This window comes from Mycobacterium kiyosense, from assembly GCA_021654635.1.
GTDB classification, from domain to species: domain Bacteria; phylum Actinomycetota; class Actinomycetes; order Mycobacteriales; family Mycobacteriaceae; genus Mycobacterium; species Mycobacterium kiyosense.
Genome location: AP025179.1, coordinates 612,469 through 628,071, shown reverse-complemented (window position 1 = coordinate 628,071; position 15,603 = coordinate 612,469). Strand labels below are relative to the sequence as shown.

Below are 15,603 nucleotides of genomic sequence, written 5' to 3'. Positions count from 1 at the left end.
CAATAGGTCATTTTCTGACTGTGGCAAGATCCTGGCATGGTCGAGGCTTGGACCCGAGAGCGACGGCTGGAGCGCACCCGCTCGTTGCTGCTCGATGCCGCCGAGGCGGTCTTCGCCGAAAAAGGCTTCATCGCGGCCACCATCGACGACATCGCCAAGGCCGCTGGCTACTCCAAAGGCGCTGTCTACAAGTACTTCTCGACCAAGGAAGACCTTTTTCTGGCGACCAGCGACCGATACTGGCGGCGCTATTTCGACAACTTCGCCCAAGTGATGTCCGCCGCGGAAAAGATCGGCCCGCAGGAACTCGACGAGATCGCCGACCGCTGGCAGCAGCTGAGTCGCGAGCGCGGCGCCGAGCACGCCGCCCTGGGTCTGGAATTCAGCCTCTACCTGTTGCGCAATCCCGACGCGCAGGCTCGGGTGGAGGCTAAGCGGGCACAGGTGGTCGAGTCGCTCGCGAAGTTCATCGTGCTGGGGATCGACCGGCTCGGCGGGACGCTGCTGATCCCTGCGCAGACATTCGCGCACATCCTCATCGCGACCACCGACGCCATCGAAATGAGCAGCCAACTCAACCACGTCGACATGTATCGCCCCACGGTCGCGATGTACGTGTCGATGATCAAGATGCCCTAGAACCACCCACAAACGAGGCACGCAAGGCCGGGACCGTTCACCGACACACCCGTGCTGCGGTGCGAAGTGCCGCGCAGATCGCCCTACCAAATTTGTCGCAAAAGGCCAATGATTAGCGCATGAGTGATGCACGCCACATCGGGGTGGATGTAGACGTCGTGGTCGTCGGCGCAGGATTCGCGGGCCTCTACAGCGCCTATCGCCTGCGGCAAGCCGGTCATTCGATGCGGATCTTCGAAGCCGGCGACGACATCGGCGGCACGTGGTACTGGAACCGCTATCCGGGCGCCCGCGTCGACATCCCCAGCGTCGACTACATGTTCAGCTTCGACCCGGACTGGGCGCGGGACTGGCAATGGTCGGAAAAATACGCCACCCAGCCCGAGATCCTGCGGTACCTGAACCATGTCGCCGACAAGCACGACCTTCGCCGCGACATGCAGTTCAACACCCGAGTTACGCAGGCGCACTGGGACGACGACTCCGGCACCTACCGCGTCCGCACCGACCGGGGCGAGGACATCAGCTGCCGGTACCTCGTCGTGGCGACCGGCTGCCTCTCGGTGCCCAAGGAACTCGACATCGACGGCGTCGAGAACTTCACCGGCGAGGTGTATTTCACCAGCCGGTGGCCGCACCAGCCCGTCGACTTCACCGGCAAGCGCGTCGGAGTGGTCGGCACCGGGTCCTCCGGCATCCAGTCCATCCCCCTGATCGCCGCGCAGGCCGCCCAGCTGACCGTCTTCCAGCGCACACCCTGCTTTTCGATCCCCGCCCACAACGGGCCTGTCGACCCCGAAAAGCTCGCCCAGCTGGCCGACGAGGCCGCCTACCGGCAGGCGGCCAGATACTCCTTCGGCGGGGTGCCGCTGGAACGCACCATCACGCCGTCTATCGCGGTGCCCGCCGAGGAGCGCCAAGAGCGCTACGAACGCGCCTGGCAGCGCGGCGAACTGCTGGAGGTGCTCAACCTGTACAGCGACAGCATGAGCAATCCGGAAGCCAACAACGAGTTCGCCGAGTTCATCCGAGCCAAGATCCGCGGCATCGTGCACGATCCGCAGACAGCGGAAGCACTGTGCCCCAACAGTTATCCGGTCGGCGCCAAGCGGCTGTGCCTGGACACCGGCTACTACGACACGTTCAATCTGCCGCACGTGCAGCTGGTCGACCTGCGGGAAGACCCCTTGGTGGGCGTCACCGAATCCGGAATCGACACGGCTACGAGGTCTTTCGACTTCGAGGCGATCGTGTTCGCCACCGGGTTCGACGCCATCACCGGCGCCGTGGCGAAGATCGACATCGTCGGACGCGACGGAATCGCGCTGAAAGACAAGTGGGCACAGGGCCCCACCACCTATCTGGGCCTGACCACCGAGGGTTTCCCCAACATGTTCCTCATCGCCGGACCCAACAGCCCGTCGGTGCTGTCGAACATGGCGGTCTCGATCGAGCAGCACGTCGACTTCGTCGCCGACGCCCTGACGTACCTTCGCGACCATGGCTTCGACCGGATCGAACCCACCCCGCTCGCCGAGGCCGGCTGGATGCAGCATTCTGACGACGCCGCAGCGATAACGCTTTTCCCGCAAGCGAACTCGTGGTACGTCGGCGCCAACGTGCCCGGCAAGCCGCGGACGTTCATGGCCTACGCCGCCGGCGTCGACTTCTACCGGGTGGCCTGTGATGAGGTGGTGGCCCGGGACTATCTGGGCTTCCGGCTGTCCGGTCGCGACGGTGCGCAGTGCAACGACGGCGTGGTGCGCCGGCTGCAGCCCGATGTCCAGATGGTGCTCGACCAGATGGCGCTGCTGGGCATGCCTCCGCTCGAGTCGATGCCCGCCGAACAGACGCGGGCAGTCATGGACGAGTTGAACCAGGCGCGCCCGCCCGGCCCGCAGGTGGGTGAGATCGTCGACGGCACCCTACCCGGCGCCGGCGGCATCCTGGCTTACCGCCTGTACCGGCCGGCCAGCCCGGGGCCGCATCCCGTCGTTGTCTACTTCCACGGCGGCGGTTGGGTGCTGGGCGACGCGACCTCCGACGATCCGCTGTGCCGGGATCTGTGCGTGCGCAGCGACGCGCTGGTGGTCTCGGTCGACTACCGGCACGCCCCGGAGCATCGTTTCCCCGCCGCGTTCGAGGACGGCTGGGCGGCGACGCGGTGGGTGGCCGACCACGCCGCGGAACTCGGCGGCATCCCGGGTCAGCTGGCCGTGTGCGGATGGAGCGCCGGCGGTGGGATCGCGGCCGCGGTCTGCCAACTCGCCCGGGATGCCGGCGGCCCGAGCATCGTCGGACAGGCATTGCTCACTCCCGTCACCGACACCGACCAGACCCGCGGCTCCTATATCGAGAACGGTGAGGGATACGTTCTCACCGCTGGGCTGATGAAGTGGTTCTTGGACTACTACGCCGAACCCGAGGTCCGGGACGACCCGCGGATCGCGCCGCTGCGCGCCGCGGACCTGTCCGGCCTGCCGCCGGCGATCGTGGTGGTCGCAGAATTCGACCCGCTGCGCGACGAGGGCATCGCCTACGCCGAAGCCCTTGCCGCGGCTGGGGTTTCCACACAGCTGATTCAGGCGCGCGGGCACACCCACCTGTCGTTGACGATGGTCGACGTGGTGGTCTCCGGAGCGCCGATACGCGCTGCGCTGGCCGCCGCGCTGCACGGGTTCTTCCCGGCCCACGTCGCCGAATCCGCGTAGCCGGCGGATCCGTGGCCGTTGCGTCGCAGCAACGGCCGGCGCTCACCTGTTGCGCACACACTCGTAGCTGAGCTGTACCGCGGGCCCGAGCCCGGGCGGTCAGTGGTTGGCGAAGTCCGGGCACAGGTTGGTCGTCGCGGCGCTGACGAACAGGGTGCCCTGGTTGAAGCCGTACTGCTTTTCGACTTTGCTCATCTCGTCGAGCACGGAGGCCCCGCCGCGCAGGTCGCTGCACGCCTGGTTGCCCGCGGCGACCGTCTGGGCCGGCGTCTTGCCTGGCAGGTGCACGTTGTTGGTCTGCAGCTCGTCCAGGAAACTGTTGGGGTCCGCCGAAGCGGCCGGGGCCGACACGACGGCGGCGGTAGCCAGGGCGGCCAGCCCGGGCGCGGCGATTCGCAGCAGCGATTTCATGGACGGTTCCTTTCACGAGACATTCCACTGAGCTTGACTCGCACCCCGACTGCGTTCAGCTAGGACGATCTTTGCGCATTTTCGCTGGTTTGAGTAGCGCAATCGTCAATCTGGCTAACAAGTGAACCGAGTCGTGGAATCCCAGGAGCCGGCATCGAGTTTGAGCGGAACCGCAGTGCCACTCGATGTCCCGTGTGCGGTGCCGTCGTTGCTGACCGTTCCGGTGAAGTGCACGTAGGCCTTGGTGCCGGCAAAGGTGACGACGAAGTCGACGGTGCGGCCCTCGATGCCCCCGGTGATACTGCCCGGCGAGGTTTGTTCCGCGGTGCTCACCACCGCCGTCGGACCCAGCGCCGCCCCGTTGGCGTCGACTGTGACGTCGTAGCCGGTGGACTGGTGCATTTGCAGTTGCGGGCCCGCGACTGTGCAGTTCCCCGCGGCGTGCGCCGCGGATGCGGCCAGGGTCGCACCCCACGCCAGCACCGGAACCATCAGGGCGACCTTCTTGCGGCACCGTGTCATGGCACTCCTTTCCCAGACCTCATGCCCCGTCGCACACCCCGGAATCCCGAATCGTGTTGCCGTATACGCTGCCCCGCGCGATGGGGGCGTTGATCACCCCGGACACCATCTGCTGTTTCATCTTGTCGCTGATCTGAGTTAGCTGATACCAGAGGTGGTAGAACGAGTCGCCGTTGTACAGCGGCGAATACTGGCTCTGGTCCGGGTAATTGACGATGTACAGGGTGTGGGCGCGCGGATCCAGGAACGCCGCCGACTGGTCGAGGTTGGCGATCACCACGTCACCGGCGGACTGCACGCCGGGTGCCGACCACACGTCGTGCTGGTCGCCGAGGAAGTGCTGGAACCCGACCACCTGATCCATCAACTGACCGTACTGGGCGTTGAACCACTGGCAGGACTCCTGCTCGGCGGTCACCTGCTCGGGGGTCACTCGGCTCTGCCACAGGTTGTACGGGAAGACGGTGTAGTTGGGCTGCCAGTCCGACGGGTGCGGCACGAACACCGGGAGCGCCTGATAATCGGCGCCGGCCGGACCGGCCAGGCACACCGCGACGACAATTCCCCCCAGTGCGGCGCCCACCCCGCGAACACCACTTCTCGGCATCGAGAACATTTGCCGATTATCGACGGGGCGGCACCGGATGGCTAGATCATGCCGGCTGATCGGGCCGCCGCGCATGGTAGATCGAGAAGGACCCGGTCACCGTGGGAATCACCGCCTGTTCGGCGACGTCGACGAAGCCCGCCTGTGCGATCAGTTCCGGCAGGATGCCGTCGGCGTTGGGTTGGGTGTCGGCCTTGCCGTCGACATGTTGCACGAACCGGAATCCGAACCGCATCAGGGCGCTGCGCTGCAGTCCGTAGTCGGCGATCACCAGGTCACCGCCGGGCCGCAACACCGCGAACATGCTGGCGATGATCGCCTCCTTCATGGGCACCGGGCATTGGTGCGACACCAGGCTGGACACCGCTTTGTCGGCGCTGCCGGGGCCGACGAGTTCGGCCGCCTTGTCGCCCATGCCCTGCAGGAATTCCACCTCGACGCCGGCTTTGCGCACCTTCTCGCGGGCCATGGCGAGCACTTCGGGGTCGGGGTCCACTCCGATCACCCGCGCACCGGGCTGATGCCGCTTCAACAAGATCGCCAATGACCCTGTGCCACAACCGATATCGATGACGATGTGACCGGGCTTGAGGGCGAGGTGCCGGATGGCGGCCGAACGCCACCGCTGCTCGCGGGTCAGCAGTGCGACGACCGTGTCGTAGTACTTGGTGTACTTCGGATTACCCGCGGCCGGAGTGAACGACGGTGTGGACATGACTACCAGTCGTACCATCGCACCACCATGACTTTCTCTGCACGAATGGCCATATCGTTGTCCTCAGCGGACAGCACGGCGCTCGTCGACATGCGCCCGAGTGGTCGCCCGGCCGCGGGCGCGTTCGTCTACGTAGGACGACCGATCACGTTCACACGGCACGCCCACGACCTGCACCAGTTGGAGTACGTCGTGGCGGGCATGCTCGAGGTCGAGACCGACGCAGGCACCTACCTCATGTCCGACCGGCAGGCCGCGTGGATCCCCGCCGGCCTCGGGCACGTCAGCACCATCGACACCGAGGTGCGCTCGGTGTCGATATTCCTGCACCCGACGCTGATGCACCCCGTCCGTCCGGCCGCCGGAATCGTGGCGGTGTCGCCGCTGCTCCGGCAGATGATCCTCTACGCCTGCCGCTGGCCCATCGACCGCGAGTCGTCGGACGCCCTCGCCGATGCATACTTCCACTGCTTCGCCGAACTTCTCACCGAACTGCTGGAAACGCGCAGCCCGTTCAGCCTGCCCACCACCGCGCACCCGCAACTTGGCGCGGCACTCAGACACACGCGTAATGCGTTGTCCGACATCACCATCGAGGAGGCGGCCCGGCAGGCCGGCATGTCCCCCCGCTCGTTGCGCCGGTTGTGCAGCCGCGAGCTGGGCATGACCTGGCGCGACTACACCCGGCAAGCACGCCTGATGCGAGCCGCCGCGCTGCTCGCCGATCCCGAGTTGAGCGTGCTGCAGGTCGCAACCCGGGTCGGGTTCGACAGCGCCAGCTCGTTCACCCGCGCCTTCCGGGGCGCCTGGGGCCGGCCGCCGTCGGCGTACCGTCGGCACGGAAGCGAGTTCCCTTGCGGCTCAACGCTCAACGCAGCGGCCGAAACACCGGTAGCACCCGATACTTCGACATAAAGGTGGCCTCGGTGTACTCCTCGCCCACCTCCCCGTCGTGGGCTATGACGGTGGGACCGTCCACCGCGGTGAAGCTGAACTCCGGCACCTGCATCTCGTGGTAGAGCGGGCTGCGCAGCAGCCGCCCGAATGCCAGCGCGGCGATGATCCTGGTTCGCGCCAGCCGACGGCCCGTTTCCAGGATCCGCACGTCGATCAGGCCGTCGTCCATCCGGGTGCGCCGAGCCGGCGCGAATCCCGTTGGCAGATAAAGGGAATTGCCCACGAAGAACAACGACGTCTGCAGCGTCTTGTTGTCGTAGCGGATGCGGACCGGCCGCTCGTTGCGCAGCGTGCGCAGCATCGCGTAGAACCCGGCCAGCGGCTTGCCGATGCGCTTCTCCAGCTTCTCCCGGCGCCGCACGAACGCCGGGTACGCACCGATGCTCGCGGTGTTGACCACCATCTGACTGTCGTTGAGGCACAACAGGTCCACGCACGCCACACTGCCGCGCCGGATCGCCTGCACCGTCTTGGCCACGGTGTCGCAACCGAGGTCCTTGGCGAAGTGGTTGAACGTGCCGGCGGGAAAGACGGCCAGCGGCAGGCCCGCCTCGACGGCGACCGCGGCCGCCGCGGACACGGTGCCGTCGCCGCCGCCGACCCCGAGTACTTCGGCGCGCTCCGCGGCCCGGCGCAGCACCTCGGTCGCGTCGTCACTGGCCTGCAATTCCACGATCTCGGCCGCCGGCAACTCGGCCCGCACCTGCTCGATGACCCGGGCCCCGGTGCCGCTGCCCGACGCCGGGTTCACCACCAGGACCACACCCGAACCGTCGGGCCGCTGCGGCGTATCCACCCGAAGCGGTTCGGTTTTGGGCAGCGAGGTCTCCACGATCGGCGGCACCAAGCGGCCACCCAGCACGGCGATGCCGGCGCCGATGCTGAACCCGGCCAACACGTCGCCCGGATAGTGCGCACCGGTTGCCACCCGCGATATCCCGACCAGAGCGGCCAGCAGCGACAGCCCGAACCCCAGTGGCGGGTTCTCCAGCCCCACCCCGATCGCGAACGCGGCGGCGCTGGCCGAGTGCCCGGACGGCAGCGAGTTGGAGGTGGGCCGGCGGCGGGCCCGCCGGACCAGCGGCACCGAGTCGTAGAGCGGACGCTGGCGAGTGCGGATCCGCTTGGCGACCTGATTGGCGAACAAGCTGGTGACGCCGAGCGACAGCACACCGCGGACGGCGCCCCGCTGCGCGGAGTGCTTACCCGACGCCAGCAGCACCGCGGCGATGCCGAACCACAGCTTGGAGTGGTCGGCCGCCCGGGTCAACGGGGGCATCACCTTGTCGAGCAGCGGGGTGGGCGACTCGGCGACCACCTCGAACAACTCGCGGTCGAGGGCACCCAGCCCGCGGGTGATCTGTCTGATGCTGCGCAGTGGTCGCACGGGCCGCCGGTTCATCAGCCCAACCTTAACCGGCGGCCCGCGGCGGTCAGCGCAGCCGGATCGGGTCGTCGGGATGGGGGCTCAGCGGCGTCGTTTCGATCGTCATCCAGCCCGACAGAGGTAGCGATTCGAGGATGGCCATCAGCTCGCCGGGGTCGCGCGCCCGCCACAGACCGAGCGTCCGGGGACCGTCCGGCCCCACGGGAAGGGCCCACTGCCGCACCAGATGTCCCCGCTCGGCCAGCTCGCGCGCCCGGCCGGGCGCCCGGGCGTACTCGTGCTCCACGGCGGATGCCGGGGTGTCCGAGGGCACCGTGACCGTCGTCGTGACCAGAAATTCCGGGCCCTTGCCCGGCCGTCCGACCACGCCCGTAACGGCCGGATCGTCGGGCTGGACGCCCAGCGCGGTGATCTCGTCGGTCCCCCAGATCCGCAGCGGCATCGCGGACAGCAACCGCTCGAGCTGATCCTCACCCTCGGCGCAGCACAACGCGATCGTGCGCCATTGACCGGGTGGGCGCCACAACCGCAGCAGATGTCCGTCCGTCGCGAGCCGGTGTGCGGTCGCGGCCTGGCGCGCCCGCAACTCGGCGACCTGCTGCGGGGCGGTGCCGTCGGGCACGTGGACCGTCGTCGTGACCAGAAACTCCGTCATGGCCTCGTGGGGCACGAGACGACTGTATGCCGATTCACGGCGGATCGGCTTTGCGGCGCAACGTCCAGGCCGGCACCCAGTGGGTGACGGACTTCCGCCTGGCCCCGAACTCCACCGGATAGGTCACCAGCCCCCACCAGTCGCCCTGCTCGCAGATGCCCCAGCAGCTCAGTGTGCCCTCGACCACCTTGTGCAGCTGCAGTCCGTTGGGGTGGTAGCGGCCCGAGCGGTGTGGCTCACGCGGGAACAGCACCGTCAGGTCGACCAGAACCGGGACCGGCGGACGAACCACGCGGAACGGGCCGCGTAGCGGTTGTCCGTTGTAACCGATCGACGCCAGCCGTCCCATTGATCGATCATATGTTCGAGCATGACTGATGCCCAGGGTTTCGGCGCGGCCGCCGCGGGCTATTCAGCACTGCAAGATCAGGGAGGGGAGATCAGCGATGAGAACCGTTGTCGCCGCCGGCATACTCTTGGCAGCCGGCGGGTTGATGACCACCGCGGTCGGCCTGGCCAACGCCGACGAAGTGCAGGTGGAAGGCAGTTATGCGACGCAGGCGGCCTGCCAGGTGGACGGACCGCACGTCGAGATCACGCACAACGACGGCGCCTACACCCACTTCGACTGCCGTCAGGGTTCCGACGGTCTGTGGTATCTGTACCTGACGAACTAGAAGACGTACCTGACGAACTAGAAGACGCGCACCCAGTCGACCAGCATGTCCATCGGGTAACTGCCGGCGGCCGGGTCACCGCCGCCGGACCCGCCGACCGCCAGGTTCAGGACCGGGAAGACGGTGTAGTCGGGGTCGTTGAACGGCCACTCCCGGATCGGCTCGTCCAGGTTCTCGATCCCGGTCGCCGGCACCGAGAAGTACGGGGCTGCGCCGTCGGCGTAGTCGACCCAGAAGTACATCCCGGTGACGTCCCAGCGGACCCGCCAGTTGTGCCAGTTACCGTCCACGCCGATCGGGTGGGTCTCGAACGCGGTGCCGTCCGGGTTGGCGTGCACCGTGGTGCCCGACGGCCAGGTGCCGTTGCCGTACCACTCGATGAGGTCGATTTCGCCACTGCGGCCGGGGTCGTCGTTGGACAGCCACCACGCGGGCCACATGCCGGGGCCGAGGCAGTTGAACTTGATCCGGGCTTCCCAGGTGGTCCCGACACCGCCACGCCACAGGCCGTGTACCAGACCGCCGAAGGTGCCGCTGTGATCCCGGGTGGCGCGCAGCACCAGGTTTGAGTTGCCGTCCAGGAAGACGTTCTGGCGGCTGTCCCGGTACTGGCCCCAGAACTGCGGTTGGTCGAAGTCGACCGGATTGCGGATCGGTGTCCGGAAATTGGAGATCGCCCACTTCGACGGATCGGGCGCCGAGCCGGCCGGCCCGTCGAACTCGTCATGCCATAGGAACGACCCCGCGGCGCCCGCGGCCGGGGCGGCCGGCACTGGGGCTGGGCCGGAAGGCGCGGCCGGTCGGGACGGGCTGGCCCCCGCCAGCGGCGCCGGGATCGCGGCTGCCAGTGCGCCGAAACCCGCCATCATGATCATTTGGCGACGGTCCATCTGTGGCATGGCAAGGGACGATATCAGCCCAATTGGCGCGCCGCGGACTATAGGCCGTGCGTCGCGATGTAGCAGCAGGTCAGGCCAGCCGGGTAGTTACTGACCTGTGCCGGAACGCACCTCAGCCGGCATCGCTGAGCTTGACCAGCGTCTTGCCGATGTTCGCGCCGGTGAACAGTCCGTTGAGGGCATCGACGCACGACTCGATCCCGTCGTAGATGGTCTGGCGGTGTTTGAGCCTCCCCTCGCTCTCCCACTGGCGCAGGTTGGCGAACGCCTCGTCGAAACGGCCCCATTGGTCGAGCGCGTTGAATCCCTGCATGAGTGCGGTTTTGGAGAGCAGGTTGACGTAGTTGGCCGGTCCCGGGTGCTCGCCGGTCAGGTAGCTGGAGATCACGCCGCACAGCACCACCCGGGCCTTCTGGGCCAGCCGGCCGAGCACCGCGTCCAGGATCGGTCCGCCCACGTTGTCGAAGTAGACGTCGACGCGGCGCGGGCAATGTTCCTTGAGCGCGGCCACCAGGTCGTCGTTCTTGTAGTCGATGCACGCGTCGAATCCGAAGTCCTCCACCACAGCCCGGCACTTCTGCGGCCCACCGGCGATGCCGACCACCCGCGCCCCGGCGATCTTGGCGATCTGCCCGGCCACCGATCCGGTGGCGCCCGCCGCGGCCGAGACCACCACCGTCTCCCCGGCCTGCGGCCGGCCGATGTCGGTCATCCCGAAGTAGGCGGTGGCACCCGTCGGGCCGTACACCGACATGATCGCCAGTTGGTCGTCCTCGCCCGGAATGGGTGTGCTGAACAAGTCGTCCCGGATGATGACGTATTCCTGGAACCCGGTGAGCGTGGTGACGATGTCCCCGACAGCGTAAGCGTCGCAATGGGATTCGACGACCTGACCGATCCCGGCGGCTCGGATCACCTCACCTATCTGCACCGGCGGCAGGTAGCTGGGCTGGTCATCGAGCCAGGTCCGCACAGCCGCGTCCAGACCCACGTAGGTGGTGCGCAGCAACGCTTCCCCGGCCGCGGGCCGCGGTGCCGGCCGGGTGACCAACTCGGTGTCGTCGGGCTGCACGAGCCCAGTAGGGCGGCGGCGCAACAGGATTTGGCGATTCGGCAGTTCGGGCACCAGGCGAGCCTATTCGCCCGGGTGACGTCTGTGGGAGCAACTCTGCGTAGAACCCGCAGGATGACCCGGAAGCGCGCAGCCGGCCGCAATGACGCTATTCGGGGGTGTCGGCTGAATCGTCCGTCACGTCGTCGAGCACGCTGACCGCGATCCCGTACGGCAGAAAACGCACCTTGCGTTTGGGGTCGGTGTTGTTCTTGTTGGCCCGCAGCGCATCGAGTTCGGTGGCGTAGACCTGCTCGACGCGGGCACCGCCGTCGGCGTCGACGGTGTAGATGGCCCTCACGCCGTCACCGGCCTCGCCGGTGGTTTCGGGCTCCGGACGAGGTCGCCGGGTGAGGTCCTCGAAGATGGCCGACCAGCCCGGCCGCGCGCCCGGCGCGCCGACGAACCGGCCGATCCGTTCGAACGCGTCACGCAGGCCCTCGGTGCCTTCCCTGATCACCCGGTCGAAATCGTCGGGGTCGAAGCCGAACCCGCCACCTGAAGATCCACTGCCGCTCACGCGACCTCCTAGCAACTCAAAAAGCGTTACTGCCAGTGTGCGCTCGACCGGGTGGATCCGCCACGAAGTGCCCTCACTGACCCGGCGCGGGCGGTGGGGCTGTGCCGGCGGCGCGGGCGGGTTGATCGGAATCGGGATCGACACGAACGGCAAGTGCAGGTACATCGTCATGGGCGGGGCTGCCGGAGCGGGCGCCGGCGCGGGCGGAGCCGGTGCGGCGGGCGGTGCCGACGGCTGCGGCGCGGCCGCCGGCGCGGGTGTCTGCACGGGCGCGGGCGCCTGCCGGGTGGGTTGCCTGCGGGGGCCAGGTTCGCCGGCGCCTGGGCCGGTTTGGTCACCGTCTGCGGCGGTTGCTGCGCTACCACCGGCGGGGACGGCGCGGCCGGCTGGGCGGCCGGGGTCGGGGCGCGGCGATCGGGGTCGGCGGCGGGGCCGCCGGGGCCGCCGGCGCGGCTTCCGGCACCGAATTCGGGGCGGGCCCAACACCTGGGCCGGCAACTCGGTGGCAGGCGCCTGAACCGCCGGCGTCTGAACGAATTCCGGGTGGTTCGGCTGTTGCGCCGCGGTCGGTCGGACATCTCCGGCCAGCGACACCACCAGCATTCCGCCCACCACGGCGGCGATCCCGGCCGCGGCGCCGGTCAGCAACACCACCGGCCGACGCCTGCTTGCGCCGGGCGTCATGGCTGTGGTGTACGCGTCGTCGTCCACGGCGCTGTAGGCCAGCGCGTTTTCGGCCACCCCGGCTGCCGCACAGACGTCCAGGTAGCTCGGCGTCAGCGCGTGCGGGTTCACCTCTCCGGTGCCCGGGTCCAGGGCATATGCCAGCGCCGCGGTCGACGCCGCGAACAGGGGCGCATTCGCCGAGGCCAGCGCCGCACCCCGAGCCAACGCCAGTTCCGGCTCCTCGGCCACGCTGACCACCAACGACGTCGCGGCCGCGAGGGCCGGCTTGAGGCCGACGATGTCCACCCCGCATCCCACCAGAAACACGCCGTCGGCACGCGATGCCGGCGCGTCGAGCCCGGCGATCATCGTCACCAGCTCCGCAGCCGGCGAGCTCGAACGCAGCGCCCGCCGATGCAAGTCGACGATGGATCCGTCCGCGACGTCGACCACCGCCAACGTCGCGCTCTCGGCCTCCACGAACAGCATTGCCAGGTGCGCGTAATGGAGCGCCGATCCGACGGTCTGCGCCAGCGCGGCGGCGGCCAGCAGCGGCGAGACGAGCATGACGTTGCCGACCTCGCGGGCCGCCAGTTCGGCACGCAGCGCGCCGACTTGACCGGGGTCGGTCCAGGTCACCCCCGTCGAGGTGAGCCGGTAGCCACTTTCGGCGGCGCCCTCCTGGGTGCCGATCAGCGCGGCGACCGCCTGCGTTGCCACGGCACCGCCTGCACCCGAGGAGCCGGACGACAGTTCGATGCTGTCGTCCTCGACCGTCACGCCGTCGGCGTTCGCTCCCTCGATCAGCACCATGCGGACCGCTGCGGGCTCCATCGATATCCCGAGCACGATGTCCATAACCCCTCCAACCCCAGTCCGAGCTATTGACGGGGTCTAGGCGGTCCGTCGTGGCATGCCCAGTGCCGCGCGGTCCACCGTCGACGGTTCAGCTGGCGTTATCTAGTTTGCCAGCTCAAACCCTACTCGCGCACGACGGGCGGAACGGCAGATTCATATGCAGCTCGAACGGAACGGCTACCGCCGGCGGACCAGACTGCAGATCACGGACTGCCGACGCCGGCGAACGGGTTCTGCGGACCCTCCTGGGGCCACTGATTCTGCGGGTACTGGTTCTGCGGGTATTGATTCTGTGGGTACTGGTTGACCGGGCCCTGATTCGCCGGAGCCTGATTCGCCGGCACCTGGATCGGGATCGGGACCGGGATCAACGGCACATGCAACCACTGGGTGGTCATCCGCACCGGTGACGGCTCCGAGGTGGTCGGCGCCTCCGCAGCGCTCGGCGACTCCGTCGGGGTGGGCGACTCAACCGGCGGCGGGGTGGTCACCGGTGTCGTGGCGACCGGCGGCCGGGTCGTGGTCACCGGTGGCGCGGGTCGCGTGGTCGTCATCTGCTGGGTCGGGGCGGCGGTGGCGGCGGGGTGGCTGCGGCGTCTCCACTCTGGTCGGCGCCGCAGCACTGGGCACCTCGGTCGGCGGCGGCAGCGGGCTCGGTTCGATCGGGCTGGGGGCACGGCGGTGGGTGGCGCGCCGGTGGGCAGCACGGCGGCGGGCAACGACGTCGGCGGCGCCACACTGGGCGCGGTCGGGGCCTTGGTGGGGGTGTGCCGCTGCTCGATGGCGGTCAGCGTGATCGCCACGCCTCCGATCGCGGTCATGGCCACCGTGGCGCACAGCCCGATCAGCACCTGCGAAACCCGGAAGCGTCGCCACGGCGGCTCCTTGGGCGGGTCGATCAGGTTTAGCCGCATCGAGAAGCAGGCGCCGTCTTCGTGGTAGGGATCGGCCTCGAAGCGTGTCGGGATCTCCGGGAATTCGGTTTGCGACCAGGCCAACTCGCGATCGGTGAGCGCATCGTGGTCGATCACCAGCAGATCGCCCCCCGGCGGGTCCAGCACGTCGATGCCGGCGGCCGTGCGGGCCATCAGACCGATCGAAGCCCGGGTCCGCAGGTCGAGCAGCTCACCGCGAGCGGCCAGCAGCAACGCACCCTGCGCCGCGGCGCACACCGGCTGCGTTGCGGTCAGGATCGGCAACCGGGTGTGCACCGAAAGACGCTGGGCCACAAGCGGAATACTAGCCCCGCCACCCACGGTGACCAGGGCGGCGAGATCGGCGAAGCAGGAGTGGTTGCGGGCCAGCATGTCGTCGAACGCGTAGATGAACCCGGTCAGCCGGTCGGAGATCAGGTCCTCGAGCTTGTCCCGGCTGAGCTGCAGGACGGTGCTGGTGCCCGAAAGATCAACCGCCAGTTCGGTGACGGCGTCCACGGACAGCCGCTCCTTGGCCTCGCGGCACTCGATCCGCAGCCGGTTGAGTTGACCGACCGCGGCGGTGCTGGTCGGGTCGGCGTCCTGATGGCCCACCGTTTCGAACACGTGCAGCAGCAGCTCATGGTCGATCTGGTTACCCGAGAATTCCTCGTAACGCATTGTGGCGCTGAGTGGTTCGACCTCATCGTCGACGTCCTTGATCTCCAGCAGCGTGACACTGGTCCCGGAGCCGCCGAAGTCCAGCAGGCCCACCACCCCTGCGGACGGGACCTCGGTCTCGGCCCGCACCGCGGTCAACGCCGCGGTCGCGTCGGTGACCAGGCGCGGCGGCATCCCGCTGCGGACGAAGCCGACGTGTGTTCGAAGCGCATCGCGCAACGCCTGCACGGTGGCCGGCTTCCAGTGTGCGGGAACGGCAATCGCGATCTCCGAGGAACTGGAGTCCGCGCCCGCAGCGACGACCATCGCATCCAGCGCCTCGACCGTCAGCAGGTCGGGATCGTGCGCGGCACCGTCGGGTGAGATCAGCGCGACGGAGTCGCCGATCCGTTCCACGAACCCGGTCATCGGAACACCGAGCTGGGCTGCATCCGAAGTCATCTGGGATGCAACAAGTTTCGGGGCGCAGTGTGGATACAGGGTGAGCACGGCACGACGGATGACCGGAGAACCTCCGTTCGCCGCCGCGACCAAGTTCATGGTCCCGATCGACAACCCCAGCGGGTCGTACATAGAGCCAATACTTTCGTCGATGCGGTCGGTAGCCAGCGCGTTAACCATAGCCGCGGACCACCCGAATACGGTTCGGCCCCAATGTCATTGGTACCGGCTC

At 68.2% G+C, this 15,603-nt stretch carries 15 protein-coding genes and 1 pseudogene; 4 read left to right on the top strand and 12 right to left on the bottom strand.

Features of this window, described 5'->3' with window-relative positions:
• Positions 1-36: 36 nt before the first annotated feature.
• Both L6444_RS02930 and L6444_RS02925 read left to right on the top strand, forming a co-directional pair.
• Positions 37-639, top strand: coding sequence for a TetR/AcrR family transcriptional regulator (locus tag L6444_RS02930; RefSeq protein ID WP_236980360.1), 603 nt, complete (start codon positions 37-39; stop codon positions 637-639).
• A gap of 119 nt (positions 640-758) precedes the next feature.
• The gene (locus L6444_RS02925) at positions 759-3,350 is read left to right on the top strand and encodes a flavin-containing monooxygenase (RefSeq protein ID WP_236980358.1); all 2,592 of its coding nucleotides are present in this window, start codon (positions 759-761) and stop codon (positions 3,348-3,350) included.
• A 99-nt stretch (positions 3,351-3,449) separates the two neighbouring features.
• On the opposite strand, the gene L6444_RS02920 is transcribed toward L6444_RS02925, so the two are convergent.
• From L6444_RS02920 to L6444_RS02905, 4 genes are all read right to left on the bottom strand, one after another.
• Complete coding sequence (locus tag L6444_RS02920; RefSeq protein WP_236980355.1) at positions 3,450-3,761, bottom strand: DUF732 domain-containing protein; 312 nt, start codon at positions 3,759-3,761, stop codon at positions 3,450-3,452.
• Positions 3,762-3,875: 114 nt separating this feature from the next.
• Positions 3,876-4,283: a hypothetical protein gene (locus L6444_RS02915; protein WP_236980353.1), complete on the bottom strand. Its 408-nt coding sequence runs from the start codon at positions 4,281-4,283 to the stop codon at positions 3,876-3,878.
• Between the two features lie 19 nt (positions 4,284-4,302).
• Positions 4,303-4,890, bottom strand: a complete 588-nt coding sequence (locus L6444_RS02910; protein ID WP_236984622.1) for a hypothetical protein — start codon at positions 4,888-4,890, stop codon at positions 4,303-4,305.
• Positions 4,891-4,936: 46 nt separating this feature from the next.
• Positions 4,937-5,605 (bottom strand): class I SAM-dependent methyltransferase, encoded by a 669-nt coding sequence (locus L6444_RS02905; RefSeq protein WP_236980351.1) that lies wholly within the window; start codon positions 5,603-5,605, stop codon positions 4,937-4,939.
• Between the two features lie 27 nt (positions 5,606-5,632).
• Here L6444_RS02905 and L6444_RS02900 point away from each other — a divergent pair, with 27 nt between their 5' ends.
• Entirely contained in the window at positions 5,633-6,520 is an 888-nt protein-coding gene (locus tag L6444_RS02900) for a helix-turn-helix transcriptional regulator (RefSeq protein WP_236980350.1), read from the top strand.
• Here the strand turns inward: L6444_RS02900 and L6444_RS02895 are convergent.
• Genes L6444_RS02895 through L6444_RS02885 form a run of 3 tightly spaced genes read right to left on the bottom strand, consistent with a single transcriptional unit; the run spans position 6,474 to position 8,953 of the window.
• Complete coding sequence (locus L6444_RS02895) at positions 6,474-7,964, bottom strand: bifunctional phosphatase PAP2/diacylglycerol kinase family protein (RefSeq protein WP_236980348.1); 1,491 nt, start codon at positions 7,962-7,964, stop codon at positions 6,474-6,476. The genes L6444_RS02900 and L6444_RS02895 overlap by 47 nt on opposite strands.
• A gap of 31 nt (positions 7,965-7,995) precedes the next feature.
• A complete protein-coding gene (locus tag L6444_RS02890; protein ID WP_370653140.1) occupies positions 7,996-8,604 on the bottom strand; it encodes a muconolactone Delta-isomerase family protein in 609 nt (202 codons plus the stop codon).
• A gap of 34 nt (positions 8,605-8,638) precedes the next feature.
• Positions 8,639-8,953 carry a hypothetical protein gene (locus L6444_RS02885; protein ID WP_236980338.1) on the bottom strand — a complete coding sequence of 105 codons (315 nt, stop codon included), beginning with the start codon at positions 8,951-8,953 and terminating at the stop codon, positions 8,639-8,641.
• A 97-nt stretch (positions 8,954-9,050) separates the two neighbouring features.
• On the opposite strand from L6444_RS02885, the gene L6444_RS02880 reads away from it, so the two are divergent.
• Complete coding sequence (locus tag L6444_RS02880) at positions 9,051-9,281, top strand: hypothetical protein (protein ID WP_236980336.1); 231 nt, start codon at positions 9,051-9,053, stop codon at positions 9,279-9,281.
• Between the two features lie 17 nt (positions 9,282-9,298).
• On the opposite strand, the gene L6444_RS02875 is transcribed toward L6444_RS02880, so the two are convergent.
• The 5 genes and pseudogenes from L6444_RS02875 to L6444_RS02860 all read right to left on the bottom strand — a co-directional run bounded on the left by L6444_RS02875 (position 9,299) and on the right by L6444_RS02860 (position 15,371).
• On the bottom strand, positions 9,299-10,180 hold the full coding sequence (locus L6444_RS02875; RefSeq protein WP_236980334.1) for a glycoside hydrolase family 16 protein: 882 nt from the start codon (positions 10,178-10,180) through the stop codon (positions 9,299-9,301).
• A gap of 112 nt (positions 10,181-10,292) precedes the next feature.
• On the bottom strand, positions 10,293-11,306 hold the full coding sequence (locus L6444_RS02870; protein ID WP_236980332.1) for an NADP-dependent oxidoreductase: 1,014 nt from the start codon (positions 11,304-11,306) through the stop codon (positions 10,293-10,295).
• 94 nt (positions 11,307-11,400) lie between these two features.
• Positions 11,401-11,811 (bottom strand): hypothetical protein, encoded by a 411-nt coding sequence (locus tag L6444_RS02865; RefSeq protein ID WP_236984620.1) that lies wholly within the window; start codon positions 11,809-11,811, stop codon positions 11,401-11,403.
• Between the two features lie 864 nt (positions 11,812-12,675).
• Positions 12,676-13,335: pseudogene (locus L6444_RS30965) on the bottom strand (DUF7159 family protein); the annotation flags it as partial.
• Between the two features lie 203 nt (positions 13,336-13,538).
• On the bottom strand, positions 13,539-15,371 hold the full coding sequence (locus L6444_RS02860; RefSeq protein ID WP_459561269.1) for an Hsp70 family protein: 1,833 nt from the start codon (positions 15,369-15,371) through the stop codon (positions 13,539-13,541).
• Between the last annotated feature and the right edge of the window lie 232 nt (positions 15,372-15,603).

What these genes read in the sequence shown, in the direction of transcription:
- L6444_RS02930 (WP_236980360.1), top strand. Translation starts at nt 37, where the DNA reads ATGGTCGAGGCTTGGACCCGAGAGCGACGGCTGGAGCGCACCCGCTCG.
- L6444_RS02925 (WP_236980358.1), top strand. Translation starts at nt 759, where the DNA reads ATGAGTGATGCACGCCACATCGGGGTGGATGTAGACGTCGTGGTCGTC.
- L6444_RS02920 (WP_236980355.1), bottom strand. Translation starts at nt 3,761, where the DNA reads ATGAAATCGCTGCTGCGAATCGCCGCGCCCGGGCTGGCCGCCCTGGCT.
- L6444_RS02915 (WP_236980353.1), bottom strand. Translation starts at nt 4,283, where the DNA reads ATGACACGGTGCCGCAAGAAGGTCGCCCTGATGGTTCCGGTGCTGGCG.
- L6444_RS02910 (WP_236984622.1), bottom strand. Translation starts at nt 4,890, where the DNA reads ATGCCGAGAAGTGGTGTTCGCGGGGTGGGCGCCGCACTGGGGGGAATT.
- L6444_RS02905 (WP_236980351.1), bottom strand. Translation starts at nt 5,605, where the DNA reads ATGTCCACACCGTCGTTCACTCCGGCCGCGGGTAATCCGAAGTACACC.
- L6444_RS02900 (WP_236980350.1), top strand. Translation starts at nt 5,633, where the DNA reads ATGACTTTCTCTGCACGAATGGCCATATCGTTGTCCTCAGCGGACAGC.
- L6444_RS02895 (WP_236980348.1), bottom strand. Translation starts at nt 7,964, where the DNA reads ATGAACCGGCGGCCCGTGCGACCACTGCGCAGCATCAGACAGATCACC.
- L6444_RS02890 (WP_370653140.1), bottom strand. Translation starts at nt 8,604, where the DNA reads ATGACGGAGTTTCTGGTCACGACGACGGTCCACGTGCCCGACGGCACC.
- L6444_RS02885 (WP_236980338.1), bottom strand. Translation starts at nt 8,953, where the DNA reads ATGGGACGGCTGGCGTCGATCGGTTACAACGGACAACCGCTACGCGGC.
- L6444_RS02880 (WP_236980336.1), top strand. Translation starts at nt 9,051, where the DNA reads ATGAGAACCGTTGTCGCCGCCGGCATACTCTTGGCAGCCGGCGGGTTG.
- L6444_RS02875 (WP_236980334.1), bottom strand. Translation starts at nt 10,180, where the DNA reads ATGCCACAGATGGACCGTCGCCAAATGATCATGATGGCGGGTTTCGGC.
- L6444_RS02860 (WP_459561269.1), bottom strand. Translation starts at nt 15,371, where the DNA reads ATGACTTCGGATGCAGCCCAGCTCGGTGTTCCGATGACCGGGTTCGTG.